Here is a 12607-nt window from a genome sequence, read left to right on the forward strand (position 1 = left end):
GTGACTACACCAGTGCGTCCCGCCGCCGTGATCGTGCTCGCCGCGGGTGCCGGCACCCGTATGAAATCCTCCGTCCCGAAGATCCTCCACACTCTCGGCGGGACCAGCATGATCGGCCACGCGCTCAACACCGCTCGTGCCGTTGAGCCTGAGCACCTCGTCGCGGTCGTCCGCCACCAGCGGGACAGAGTCGCCGCCCACATCGCCCAGCACGACGACGCCGCGAAGCTCGCCGACCAGGACGAGATACCCGGCACCGGGCGCGCCGTCGAATGCGGCCTCGAAGCGCTCGCCGGCCACACCCTCACCGGCACCGTCGTGGTCACCTATGGGGATGTGCCGCTGCTGACCCCCGCGCTGCTGACCGACCTGATCTTCGAGCACGAGGGCAAGGGCAACGCCGTCACCGTCCTCTCCGCCGAAGTGTCCGACCCCGCCGGATACGGACGCATCCTCCGCCAGGGCGACGAGGTCATCGGTATCGTGGAGCACAAGGACGCCGACGAGTCCCAGCGGGCCATCCGTGAGATCAACTCCGGCATCTACGCCTTCGACGCCGAAGTCCTGGCCCGCGCGCTCGCCCAGGTCTCCGTCGAGAACGCGCAGGGCGAGAAGTACCTCACCGATGTGCTCTCCATCGCCCGCGGCGAGGGCGGCCGGGTCTCCGCCGTCGTCACCGAGGACCGGTGGCAGGTCGAGGGCGCCAATGACCGCGTCCAGCTCCAGGCCCTCGGCGCTGAGCTGAACCGCCGCACCGTGGAGGCCGCCATGCGGGCCGGCACCACCGTGATCGACCCCGCGACCACCTGGATCGAGCCCACCGTGGCTCTCGAGCAGGACACCACCGTCCTCCCCGGCACCCAGCTGCACGGCGCGACCCACATCGCCGAGGGGGCCGTCATCGGGCCTGACACCACCCTCACCGACGTCACCGTCGGGCCCGGCGCCCAGGTCACCCGCACCCACGGCTCCGGCGCCGTCATCGAAGCAGGCGGCAAGGTGGGCCCCTTCACCTATCTGCGCCCCGGCACCGTCCTGGGCGAGGACGGCAAGATCGGCGCCTTCTACGAGACCAAGAACGTGCAGGTCGGCGCTCGCAGCAAGCTCAGCCACCTCGGCTACGCCGGCGACGCCGAGATCGGCGAAGACTCCAACATCGGCTGCGGCAACATCACCGCCAACTACGACGGCGAGAACAAGCATCGCACCGTCATCGGCAGCCACGTGCGCACCAGCTCCAGCACCGTGTTCGTCGCCCCGGTGGAGCTCGGCGACGGCGCATACACTGGGGCCGGCGCCATCGTCCGCAAAGACGTGCAGCCGGGAGCGCTGGCCATCAGCGTCGCCCAGCAGCGAAACCTGGAGGGCTGGGTCGGTCGCAGGCGGCCCGGCTCCAGCTCGGCACGCGCAGCAGAACAGGCCGGCCAGCAGGACGGTCACACCGGAAACACCGAAGGGGCAGGGGAATAGCGCAGCATGGATGAGATCAGGCTCAGCACCGAGAAGACCATGGTCGTCGCCAGCGGGCGGGCCCATCCGCAGCTGGGGGAGGAGATCGCCGCGGAGCTCGGCACCGAGCTGCTCCCGCTGGACGCCTACGAGTTCGCCAACGGGGAGATCTACGTCCGCTCCGGCGAATCGGTGCGGGGCAAAGACGTCTTCCTCATCCAGTCCCACCCCGCGCCGCTGAACCAGTGGCTCATGGAGCAGCTCATCATGATCGACTCCATGAAGCGTGCATCCGCCAAACGCATCACCGTGGTCAGCCCCTTCTACCCCTACTCCAGGCAGGACAAGAAGGGCCGCGGCCGCGAGCCGATCTCCGCACGCCTCGTCGCCGACATGTACCAGACCGCAGGCGCTGACCGGATCATGACCGTGGATCTGCACACCGCCCAGATCCAGGGCTTCTTCGACGGGCCGGTCGACCATCTCTTCGGCATCCCGCTGCTGGCCGACTACATCCGTGAGCAGGTCTCCGAGGACGAGGTCACCGTGGTCTCCCCGGACACCGGCCGGGTGCGTGTCGCCGAGCAGTGGGCCGACCGCCTCGGCGGCGCACCGCTGGCGTTCGTGCACAAGACCCGTGACCTCACCCAGCCGAACATGGCCGAGTCCAAGCGCGTGGTCGGTGACATCGAAGGCCGTACCTGCGTGCTCATCGACGACATGATCGACACCGGAGGCACCATCTCCGGCGCGGTGAAGATCCTCAAGGACGCCGGCGCCAAGGACGTCATCATCGCCGCCACCCACGCGATCCTCTCCGGCTCGGCCGCCGAGCGTCTCGCGAACTCCGGCGCCCGCGAAGTCGTGGTCACCAATACTCTGCCTATCCCGGATGAGAAGCGGTTCGAGAGCCTTACGGTCCTGTCCATCGCCCCCATCCTCGCCCGCGCCATCAAGGAAGTCTTCACCGACGGCTCAGTGACCACCCTCTTCGACGGCCAGGCATAGGCGCATCGGCGCTCAGCGCCGCTCAGGCAGCCTCTCGTGCACGGCGGGCGCTCCCGCCAGCCCGGGAGCCGGCATTCGCCCACGCTGAGCATCGGTGCTTGAGGGGCCTACGCCCACCCGGTGTAGGCGTCGGCGAAGTACGCCCGGCCCTGCGGGGAGCCGGTGATCGCGTCGAACTCCCCCCGCCGGCGCCGGTAGGCGAAGGCATCGTCGTCTGGCCGGTTGTGCATCAAGGAGGTCGCCCAGTAGGAGAAGTTCTGAGCCTTCCACACCCGGTCCAGAGCCGTCTTCGAGTACTTCTCCAGCGGGGCGGTGCCTGATTCCGGGGCGGCGAGGAACTCCTCGATGCGAGGGATGAGCGCCTTCACATCGGTAAAGGCCAGGTTCAGGCCCTTCGCGCCCGTCGGGGGCACGGTGTGCCCGGCGTCGCCCGCCAGGGCCAGGCGGCCATAGGTCAGCGGCTCACACACGTAGGAGCGGAAGGGCAGGACCGTTCTGCTGATGATCGGGCCGCGCTTCAGCTCCGTGGCTGGGCCGAGGACCCTCTGGATGCGGTCAAAGATGGCGTCGTCCTCCCAGTCCTCAGGGTCGGTGCCCGGCTCGCACTGGAAGTACATGCGCTGCACCGTCGCGCTGCGCTGGGAGATGAGAGCGAAGCCGTCCGGGGAGTTCGCGTAGATCAGCTCGGGCGAGGTGGGCGGGGCCTGACACAGGATCCCGAACCAGGCATACGGGTACTCGGTGAAGTAGTCGGTGCGCACCTCGTCAGGAATGAGCCTGCGGCACATGGAGCGCGACCCGTCAGCGCCGATGATGAGCTTCGCCCTGATGCGGCGGTCCCGGCCCTGCTCGTCCGTGAAGCCGATGGTCGGCGTCGCACTCTCAAGACCGCTGACCGAGGTCTCGCGGACCGACCAGTGAATCTCTCCGTCCTCCCGCTGCCAGGCGGCGGCCAGATCCGTGAAGACCTCGTTCTGCGGGTAGAGCCACACCGACCTGCCCACCGAGTCCTTCAGCGGAATGCGGACCTGCTCACCCTCAAAGCTGAGGATCGTGCCCGTGTGCTCATGCCCTTCGGACAGGACCCGGGAGCCGATCTCCGCCTCCACGAGCATGTTCACCGTGCCGGCCTCCAGAATGCCGGCACGGTGCGTGGTGCGAATCTCATCCTGGCTGCGCTGCTCCACGACGGCGGCGCTGATGCCTCGGCGAGCCAGCAGGATCGCAGACATGAGTCCGGCAGGTCCGCCGCCGACGATTCCCACGTCGACGGTGCTGACATTCTCTGGGCTCACAGCGGGCATGGGGCTCCTCATCGAACGGGTGCGCTGACTCTCTCAGTCTCAATACCGCACGTGTCCTGCACCACATGCATTCCATTGAATGAAATCCACGGGGACAGATCCTCCGGCGGGCTGAGGGGCTCAGCTTCGGCTGCTCACGGTGGGTGCGGGCTGTTCCGGCTTCTGGGCGGCGGGGGCTTCGGCGTTCGGCGCCTTCCGGGGCATCTTCAGGCGCAGCATCAGCCCCGCGCCGGCCGCCAGCAGGATGAGGAGGCCGGCGCCGGTGTAGAGGGCCGTCGGCGTCCACCCGGAGTCGAGCAGGGTGCCCACGATGATGGGGGCGAGAATGGCGCCGCAGCGTCCCACGCCCAAGGCCGCGCCCACTCCGGTGGACCGCAGTTTGGGGGAGTATGTCATCGGCGCCAGCGTGTAGAGCCCGGAGATGCAGCCGTTGACGATCATTCCCAGGCCCACGCCGGTGATGAGAGCCAGCGCGTACACGTTGGTTGAGCTGATGAACACGATGAACATCACCCCGGACAGCGTGGCGAAGACTGCAAGGACCGCCCGTGGGTCCCACTTGGCCGTGAAGACGCCGTAGAGCACCGCGCCTACGGCACCGCCCAGCATCAGCATCACGCCGCCCATGATGCCCTCCTCCGCTGTGAAGCCGACCTCAGTGAGCAGCTGCGGCGTCCACGTGTTGGCGAAGTAGAACGCGAACATGACGATGAAGAAGACCGCCCAGAGGAAGAGCGTGTTGCGGAGGTTCTGGGAGGAGAAGAGGGCGGCGTAGGAATTCTGCGGCTGCGCCTGCTCCTCCTCCTGGGCGGCGGGGGAGTCAGCCAGGTCTGCCCGCAGGCCGAGACGCTCAGCAATACGAGCGGCGGTCTGGTCGGCCGAGCCGGCCCCGCGCCTGCTCTGCACCGCGAGGAACTCGAGGGATTCGGGCATGGCAGCGGCCACCAGCGCAATCGCTGCCACGGTCAGGATGCCTCCGAGCAGGAAGACGGACTGCCAGCCGAAGTTCTGGATCAGCGGAACCGCCAGCAGGCCGCCGACAGTGGCGATCACCGGGTAGCCGGCTGCATAGATGCTCAGGGAGAGGCCGCGGTACTTCGCATTCGAGTATTCCGACACGAGCACGGTCCCAGAGGCCAGGATGCCCCCTACGCCCAGGCCGGTGATGATCCGCCATGTCATCAGTTCCGGCATCGAAGTGGCCGTGGCAGAGAGGAACAATCCCGCGCAGTTGATGATCAGTGCTGCCAGCAGCATCTTGCGACGTCCGAAGCGATCCGCGAAGGGGCCTACGAACATCGCACCGAGGGCCATGCCGATCAGGCCGCCGGAGAGCAGCAGACCCAGCTCCGTGCTGGTGAGCCCCATGTCATGTGAGACGGCGTTGGCGGTGAAGGCCATGGCCTGGACGTCATAGCCGTCCAGGCCCATCAGAAAGGTCGCGAGGGCGACAATCAGCCACTGATACCGGCTCATGGGCCGGGCGTCGAGCTGCTCGCGCATTGAGTTCATGCCCATTTTCCTTCGTCGGCGGGTGGAGGTGTGCTGTGTGTCACAGCATGCCGCGACGCTACTCAGTGTGTGGTCCGCACCACAAAAGGTGTCCCATGGTGCAGCCATTGAATGGGACCGGAGTATTCAGGGTTGACCCTCCAACCCGCATACTGTGATGCGAACCACATAATTCAGCGATCAAGGAGGAGGCTCGGGACGTCCATGGCGAATTCGCGCTCCGGCGACGCGCTGCTTGACCGCGTCATGCGCATTCTGGGTGCGCTGGAGCGTGACCCAGTCCTCTCGCCCGGGGAGCTCGCTGAGGCTGCCGGGCTGCCGCGCACGACGGCCTATCGGCTGATCGCCGCCCTGACGGAGCGAGGAATGCTCGCCCGGACGCCCGCCGGTGATGTCGAGCTCGGGCAGCGGCTCTGGGAGATCGCCCAGCACAACACCCTCTCCCGCACACTGCGTCACGCCGCCCTTCCGTTCATGCAGGACGTCAACTTTGTGGTGCGGCAGACCACTCAGCTGGCGGTTCTCGACGGGGCCGACGTGCTCATCGTGGAACGGCTCTCACGCCAGGGGGCAGTTTCCAACCCCGCTGAGGTGGCCAGCCGCATGCCGGTGCACCTGACGTCCATGGGGCACGCTCTCCTGGCGTTCTCCGCCCCCGGGCAGTTGGATCATGTGACGAGCGTCCACGGCGAGCGCATCCGCCGGGAGCGGCCCGATCTGTCTCGGGAGCTGAATGAGGCCAGGTCTCGTGGGTACGTCCGCCTGGGCGGCCTGATCAACACCGATACCGCAGGGGCCTCGGTGCCGATCCTTGACTCCCGGGGGTATGCGGTCGCCGTGCTGACGATCGTGATCCCCATCGACTGGGACCGTCTGCCGCAGGCGCTGATGGCGATGCAGACCGCCTCCCGCGGCATCAGCAGGGCTCTGCTCGCCTCGCCGGCGCCCTGATCCGAATCTCCCAAACCTCCGCTGTGCGATGGGCGGAGCGGTCGGGGCGGAGGGCGTCCTCGTCATGGGGCCTGTGAGCTCAGGGAACGCCGCGGTCGCCCTCTGAGCTCGCAGGGCCCGGCCGGGCTCAGGTACAGTTGTTCGCTGTGCCACCGGCACATTCTCAATACATGTAGGCGAGGGAGCGTCCGACGACGTCGTGGCGCTCCGTCATCGACGAACCATAAGGATCAACTATGGCTGACAAGCTGCTTCTGCGCGCCGAAGTGCGCACCGAGTTCGGCAAGGGCGCTGCCCGCCGTGCCCGCCGCGAGGACAAGATCCCCGCCGTCATCTACGGCCACGGGGACGACCCGCGCCACGTCCTGCTGGAGGGCCACGCGACCATGCTGGCCGTCCGCAACCCCAACGCTCTGATCACTCTCGACATCGAGGGCGAGGAGCAGATGGTGGTTCCCAAGGACATCCAGCGCGAGGCCCTGCGCCCCTTCATCGTTCACCTGGACCTGCTGGCCGTCCGCAAGGGCGAGAAGATCGTCGTCGACGTTCCCGTGGAGGTCATCGGCGAGCCCGCCAACGGCTTCGAGCACATGCTCGACCAGGTCACCGTGCCGGTCGAGGCGGACGCCACCGCACTGCCCGAGTCCGTCACCATCGACATCACCGACCGTGACGAGAACGCGCTGCCTGAGCACATCATCCTGCCGGCCGGCTCCGAGCTGCAGCTCGATGACATGGAGTCCCCCATCGTCACCATCTACGAGCCGCAGGAGCAGGACGTCGAGTCCGACGCCGAGACCACCGGCGAGGAGCCTGCAGAGGGCGAAGAGTCCTCCGGCGGCGACGCCGAGGAGTCCGGCGGGGAAGAGTCCTCCGACGACGAGTGACTGAATCTTCGGCAGACTGACGCTTATGGCTTCAGAAACCTGGCTGATAGCGGGTCTCGGGAATCCCGGGGCCCGCTATCAGCGCACCCGGCACAATATCGGCCACATGGTCCTCGACGAGCTGCTCAGCCGGCTCGGCGCCACGTACAGCCGCACCAAGGTGGGCGCGAAAGCTGTAGGGGCGCAGCTTCCCGGCGGGCCGAAGCTGGTCTTCGCTGTCAGCGAGGGGTACATGAACGAGTCCGGCAAGCCCGTCCGCGGACTCATGGACTACTTCGGCGTGGACCCGGCCCGACTGGTGGTCGTCCACGATGAGCTCGACATCGACTACGGCCGGCTCAAGCTCAGACGAGGCGGCTCAGAGGGCGGGCACAACGGACTGAAGTCCATCACCCAGCACCTCGGCGGAAATAAGGACTACATTCGAGTCCGCGCCGGCATCGGCCGCCCGCCCGGACAGATCAACGCTGCCCAGTACGTGCTCCAGCCCTTCTCCAAGGACGAGGAGAAGGACCTTCCTGAGTTCGTCTCCCGCACCGCCGACGCCGTGGAATCGGTCCTCACCGAAGGCCTCGCTGCCGCCCAGAACACGTTCCACTAGGCGGCCCGGCCTCATCGGGACGAGCCCCGGTGCTACTTCCGGGAGTCGATGAACGTGGAGACTTCCTTGGCCTGAATCTCCACGAACCGGCCGATGTAGGGCTCTGCTGCAGATTTCACCTTTCCGCCGATCAGCGGGATCTTCACGCTCACATCGCCTCGGACCACGGACTTGGTCTCGGCGTCGCTGCGGGCATGGAGCGTCTGCGCGGCGGTTCCGGAGACGGGGACGCCGGCGATCTCCACGGTGGTGTCAGCGCGGCGGGAGCCGGCCTCGTCGGGGGCGCCCCACTTGTCGGTCACGGTGACGCTGATGGTGCCGCCGCGCACGACCTTCTTCGCTACCTCGGGCAGCCTGTCGGTGCTCATGGCCTGCTGGGTGACCACGGTGAAGCCGGACTCGGGGGTTCCATTCACTTCGAAGGACTTCAGCTCGGAGCCGACCTTATGGGAGAGGTGCTCGTGGAAGGCTCGGCTTGCGTAGGCGCCGACGATCTCGGAGGCGGAGTGCGGGATGATCTTCTCAGCTTCGATGGCCATGCCCACATCCTAACCAGGGCCGGAGCTGAGGAGTCCGGTGACGAGCCCCGATGCAGTCAGTGTACAACTTTAGTCTAGCAACGTAGGATGGACATAGTGAGCGCGCTGAGCCTATTCCTCCTTGTCTGCGGCTTCGTCCTGCTGGTGGCGGGCGGCGAAGCTCTGGTGCGCGGCGCGGCCTCCCTCGGGAAGAGGTTCGGGCTCTCCTCGCTGATCATCGGCCTGACCATTGTCGCCTTCGCCACATCGGCGCCTGAGCTGGCCGTCAGCCTCAGCTCTGCGGTCTCGGGCTCGCCCGGCCTGGCCGTGGGCAACGTGGTGGGCAGCAATATCGCCAACATTCTCTTCGTCATGGGGCTCACCGCCGTCTTCGGCGCCCTGTTCGTGAAGATCCAGCTGATCAAGGCCGACATCCCTGTGATGATCGGCTTCTCGGTGCTGGCGCTGGTGCTCGCTCTCGACGGCGGGTTCAGCTTCCTCGACGGCCTGATCCTCCTCGCCGGACTGCTCATCTATCTGGTGGCCACGATCGTCTTCGCCCGACGCAGCAGCGCCTCCGCCGAGGAGATGGGCGTGGAGGAAGTCCTCAATGAGGGCAGCGCAGGGCGCATGACCGCGTGGCTGCGGGCGACGCCCCTGCGCTCCACCACTGTGGATATGCTCCTGGTGGGCATCGGTGTGGCGCTGCTGGTCGGCGGGGCTCAGCTTCTCGTCACCGCGGCCACTGATATTGCCGCCACCCTGGGCGTCTCCGATCTGATCATCGGACTGACGATCGTTGCCATCGGCACCTCTCTTCCGGAGCTCGCCACCAGCGTCATCGCCGCCATCCGTGGCGAGCGGGACATGGCGGTCGGCAACCTGGTGGGCTCCAACATCTTCAACATCGGCGCGGTGCTGGGCCTGACCGCCTTGGTCTCCCCGACAGAGGTCCGGGTGGACCCTGCGGCCATCCACTTCGACATGCCGGTGATGCTGGCCGCGGCCCTGGTGCTGATCCCTCTGGCGTTCACCTCTGGGGCGATCGTGCAGTGGGAGGGTCTCCTGCTGTTCTTCATGTACGTGGCCTACGTGGTCTACCTGGTGCTCTCGGCCTCAGAGCACACAGCCCTGGAGCCGTTCAGCGCGACCATGCTGTGGTTCGTCCTGCCGATCACCGCGCTCTGGGTGCTCTCCGTAGCCGCCTACGAGGTGGGGGCCCGCCACCGGGAGAAGTATGACGAGACCCAGGAGTATGAGGAGGACTTCTACACCTCACCGATGCTCGTCATCCCGCCGCCGGAGGCGGAGCCGGCCGAGGATCGCGCCACGCGCTAGAAGCCTCCTCCCGCAGGAGCTGCAGAAGAGGGGCCGCCGGGAATCGTTCCCGGCGGCCCCTCTTCTGCCCTCCGAAGGATGATCAGCGTGCTGATCAGAACGCGGGGAGGATCTCCCCGTCGTCCCAGGTCTCCTCGATGTGCTCACGGACCTCGTCGGAGGTCAGCAGGTCCTGCAGGGACTGGATGTGCTCGTCGTCCTCGTGCTCGGCGCGCACGGCCAGGAAGTTGGCGTGCGGGTTGTCATCGGCGTCTTCGACCAGCAGACCGTCATCGGTGGGAGAGAGCCCGGCCTCAAGGGCGTAGTTGCCGTTGATGACGGCGGCGTCCACGTCATCCAGGGTGCGGGTGAGCGCAGCGGCGTCTGCCTCGAGGAACTCGAAGTCGTTCGGGTTCTCGGTGACGTCGTTGATGGTCAGTGCCTGCTGGTCAACGTCCTCATCGATCTCGATCAGCCCCTCCTCGGCGAGCAGGACCAAGCCGCGAGCCTGGTTGGAGGGGTCGTTGTTCAGTGCGATGGTGGCGCCCTCGGGCAGGGCGCCGACCTCTTCGTGCTGGCTGGAGTAGAGGGCGAAGGGCTCGATGTGCACGCCTTCGAAGTGGACGATGTCGTAGCCGTTCTCCTCCACCTCACTGTTGAACCACGGCTCGTGCTGGAAGTAGTTGGCATCCAGGTCACCGTCGTCCAGGGCCTCGTTGGGGAGGTTGTAGTCGTCGAACTCCTGGATCTGAATGGAGATGCCGGCGTCCTCGGCGAGCTCGTCATCGATGAACTGCAGGATGTCGGCGTGGGGGGCCGGGGAGGCGCCGACAGTCAGCTCGACAATGCCGCCCTCGAGCTCCTCGCCGGCCGGGCCGGCATCGTCCTCGCCGTCGCCGCAGGCAGAGAGCACCAGGGCGGCCGCCGCGGCGGCTCCTGCGGACAGGCTGAGCTTGGTGTGCTTCATGGGCTTTCCTTTCGTGGGTGATGCATTCTTGATGGGGGTTGCTCCGGGGAGCGGAAGGATCCGGCAGGCTGCCGCTCAGCGCCGGTCGAGGCGGCGGGCGGCAAAGTTGCCGCTGTACTGCACTGCACTGACGATGAGGACCAGCAGCAGCACGCAGACGAGCATGACGTCGCCCTGGTACCGCTGGTAGCCGTAGTTGATGGCGAGCTGGCCGAGCCCGCCGCCGCCCACGGCTCCGGCCATGGCGGTGAAGCTGATCAGCGTGACCGAGGTGATGGTCAGGCCCCCGACGATCCCCGGCAGGGCCTCTCGCAGCAGCACATTGGTGGTGACCCGGAAGTTGGAGGCGCCCATCATCCGGACGGCCTCGACCTTGCCCCAGGCGACCTCACGCAGCGAGTTCTCCACCATGCGGGCGAAGAACGGGATGGCGCCCACAGTCAGGGGCACGACGGCGGCCTCCCAGCCGACGGCTGTGCCGACGATCATGCGGGTTACGGGGATCATCCACACCATCAGCACGATGAAGGGCACCGAGCGCCCGAAGTCCACCACCAGCGAGAGCAGCCGGTAGAGCACCGCGGCAGGCCGCAGTCCCTTGGGGCCGATATTGTGCAGCAGCAGTCCCAGCGGAAGGCCGATCAGCACGGTGAAGAGCACGGTGGTGCCGGTCATCCACAGGGTCTCGAGGATAGCCCCGGGCAGCTGGTTCCTGAAAACGGGGTTGTCCAGCCAGAGGTCCCCACCGGCAGCAAGCATCATCGCCGTGCCTCCTCGTCGGGGTCGTTGTCTTCGTGGGCAGCAGCATCGGCGGCGATCCGCTCTGCGGTGGTCAGCTCAGCGTGCAGCCCGGCAGTCGTCAGCGCCTCCGCGGTGCGGCGGGCCGTTTCCGGGTCGCCGGGACGCAGATGGAGCCTGCCGACCTGCGTTCCGGCGATCGTTTCGATCGTGCCGGCCTCCACGCGGGCAGGCAGCCCCTGCTCGGAGAGCAGGGCGAACAGGTCGCCGACGCTGCGGATCCGGTGCGTCTCAGTGAGCAGGACCTCCACCAGCTGCTCGCCGGGGCTCAGCCCCGCGGTGGGCGGAAGCGAGATAAGCTCCTTGGACAGCGGGGAGCCGGTGTCAGAGATGACGTCCAGCAGTCGGCCCGTCCGAGCAATGCGGCCCTCCTCGAGCAGGGAGACGGAGTCGCATACCTCGCGGACCACAGACATTTCGTGGGTGATGATCACCACAGTGATGCCCAGCCGGTCGCGCAGCCGGCGTATCAGCTGCAGGATCTGACGAGTGGTGGCGGAGTCCAGGGCCGAGGTCGGCTCGTCGCAGATCAGCACCTGCGGGTCAGCTGCCAGGGCGCGGGCGATGCCGACGCGCTGCTTCTGCCCGCCGGAGAGCTGGGCGGGGTAGTTGCGAGCCCGGTCGGAGAGGCCCACCAGATCCAGCAGCTCAGCGGTCCGGCTCCGTCGTTCGGCGCGGCCGACGCCGGCCACCTCAAGGGGGTGGGCGATGTTCTGCTCCGCGGTGCGGGAGTCCAGCAGGTTCACGTGCTGAAAGACCATTCCGATGCTGCGGCGCGCCCGGCGCAGCTGACGGCCGTGGGCGGCGCCGATGTCTGTCTCGCCGATGGTGATGGCGCCCTCAGTGACCCGCTCCAGGCCCGTGAGGCAGCGGATCAGGGTGGACTTGCCGGCGCCGGAGCGGCCCACGATCCCATGGATCTCTCCGGCGCCGATGCTCAATGAGACGTCATCCAGCGCAGTGACTCCGCCGGGGTAGACCTTGCTGACGTCGAACAGGGTGATCATAGCCTGGCCAATTTACCCACGGTTGTGAACTTTCTGAAATCTCCCGTTCACATTCCGTCACCTGTACGGTGGGATCCATGCTGGCTCTGATGTGGTGGTTCATCGTGGCCGTCTCCCTGGGCACTATGACCGTCTACGGCATCGTGAAGGTCTTCGGGGGTCTCGTCGAGAGCTCCCAGAGCTCCTCCAACCAGGCGAGAGCCGCGGCGATCTGGGTGCCGGCCCTCATCGTGCTCGCCGCGATGATGATCCTCATCACCATCGTGCTCCTGTCGGTGCTCGGCTGAG

13 protein-coding genes are annotated in these 12607 nt (G+C 67.0%); 7 read left to right on the plus strand and 6 right to left on the minus strand.

The annotated features are described in order from the left end of the window. Both glmU and FWJ47_RS06555 read left to right on the plus strand, forming a co-directional pair. Complete coding sequence (gene glmU / locus FWJ47_RS06550) at nucleotides 1–1470, plus strand: bifunctional UDP-N-acetylglucosamine diphosphorylase/glucosamine-1-phosphate N-acetyltransferase GlmU (protein WP_281289235.1); 1470 nt, start codon at nucleotides 1–3, stop codon at nucleotides 1468–1470. Nucleotides 1471–1476: 6 nt separating this feature from the next. Next, on the plus strand, nucleotides 1477–2457 hold the full coding sequence (locus tag FWJ47_RS06555; RefSeq protein WP_147105797.1) for a ribose-phosphate diphosphokinase: 981 nt from the start codon (nucleotides 1477–1479) through the stop codon (nucleotides 2455–2457). A 107-nt stretch (nucleotides 2458–2564) separates the two neighbouring features. On the opposite strand, the gene FWJ47_RS06560 is transcribed toward FWJ47_RS06555, so the two are convergent. Both FWJ47_RS06560 and FWJ47_RS06565 read right to left on the minus strand, forming a co-directional pair. Further along, nucleotides 2565–3761, minus strand: a complete 1197-nt coding sequence (locus FWJ47_RS06560; RefSeq protein ID WP_147105801.1) for a 4-hydroxybenzoate 3-monooxygenase — start codon at nucleotides 3759–3761, stop codon at nucleotides 2565–2567. A gap of 120 nt (nucleotides 3762–3881) precedes the next feature. After that, on the minus strand, nucleotides 3882–5273 hold the full coding sequence (locus tag FWJ47_RS06565) for an MFS transporter (protein ID WP_211358978.1): 1392 nt from the start codon (nucleotides 5271–5273) through the stop codon (nucleotides 3882–3884). 204 nt (nucleotides 5274–5477) lie between these two features. Between FWJ47_RS06565 and FWJ47_RS06570 the strand changes: the two genes are divergently transcribed. From FWJ47_RS06570 to pth, 3 genes are all read left to right on the plus strand, one after another. Continuing rightward, on the plus strand, nucleotides 5478–6224 hold the full coding sequence (locus FWJ47_RS06570) for an IclR family transcriptional regulator (protein ID WP_246126192.1): 747 nt from the start codon (nucleotides 5478–5480) through the stop codon (nucleotides 6222–6224). 236 nt (nucleotides 6225–6460) lie between these two features. Beyond that, complete coding sequence (locus tag FWJ47_RS06575; RefSeq protein WP_147105804.1) at nucleotides 6461–7111, plus strand: 50S ribosomal protein L25/general stress protein Ctc; 651 nt, start codon at nucleotides 6461–6463, stop codon at nucleotides 7109–7111. Between the two features lie 25 nt (nucleotides 7112–7136). Then, complete coding sequence (pth, locus tag FWJ47_RS06580) at nucleotides 7137–7712, plus strand: aminoacyl-tRNA hydrolase (protein ID WP_147105808.1); 576 nt, start codon at nucleotides 7137–7139, stop codon at nucleotides 7710–7712. A gap of 32 nt (nucleotides 7713–7744) precedes the next feature. Here pth and FWJ47_RS06585 read toward each other — a convergent pair whose 3' ends face one another. After that, nucleotides 7745–8251, minus strand: coding sequence for a DUF2505 domain-containing protein (locus tag FWJ47_RS06585; protein ID WP_147105811.1), 507 nt, complete (start codon nucleotides 8249–8251; stop codon nucleotides 7745–7747). A 96-nt stretch (nucleotides 8252–8347) separates the two neighbouring features. Here FWJ47_RS06585 and FWJ47_RS06590 point away from each other — a divergent pair, with 96 nt between their 5' ends. Beyond that, nucleotides 8348–9568, plus strand: a complete 1221-nt coding sequence (locus tag FWJ47_RS06590; protein ID WP_147105814.1) for a calcium/sodium antiporter — start codon at nucleotides 8348–8350, stop codon at nucleotides 9566–9568. Between the two features lie 94 nt (nucleotides 9569–9662). Here FWJ47_RS06590 and FWJ47_RS06595 read toward each other — a convergent pair whose 3' ends face one another. The 3 genes from FWJ47_RS06595 to FWJ47_RS06605 all read right to left on the minus strand — a co-directional run bounded on the left by FWJ47_RS06595 (nucleotide 9663) and on the right by FWJ47_RS06605 (nucleotide 12319). Further along, nucleotides 9663–10514, minus strand: a complete 852-nt coding sequence (locus FWJ47_RS06595) for a MetQ/NlpA family ABC transporter substrate-binding protein (protein WP_147105817.1) — start codon at nucleotides 10512–10514, stop codon at nucleotides 9663–9665. A 75-nt stretch (nucleotides 10515–10589) separates the two neighbouring features. Further along, nucleotides 10590–11276 carry a methionine ABC transporter permease gene (locus FWJ47_RS06600; RefSeq protein WP_147105820.1) on the minus strand — a complete coding sequence of 229 codons (687 nt, stop codon included), beginning with the start codon at nucleotides 11274–11276 and terminating at the stop codon, nucleotides 10590–10592. Continuing rightward, nucleotides 11273–12319 carry a methionine ABC transporter ATP-binding protein gene (locus FWJ47_RS06605; protein ID WP_147105823.1) on the minus strand — a complete coding sequence of 349 codons (1047 nt, stop codon included), beginning with the start codon at nucleotides 12317–12319 and terminating at the stop codon, nucleotides 11273–11275. Before FWJ47_RS06605 ends, FWJ47_RS06600 begins: the two co-directional genes overlap by 4 nt. 77 nt (nucleotides 12320–12396) lie before the next feature. Here FWJ47_RS06605 and FWJ47_RS06610 point away from each other — a divergent pair, with 77 nt between their 5' ends. Continuing rightward, nucleotides 12397–12606, plus strand: coding sequence for a hypothetical protein (locus FWJ47_RS06610; protein ID WP_147105826.1), 210 nt, complete (start codon nucleotides 12397–12399; stop codon nucleotides 12604–12606). Nucleotide 12607 lies beyond the last annotated feature (1 nt).

It is taken from the genome of Nesterenkonia populi, from assembly GCF_007994735.1.
Taxonomy (GTDB): domain Bacteria; phylum Actinomycetota; class Actinomycetes; order Actinomycetales; family Micrococcaceae; genus Nesterenkonia; species Nesterenkonia populi.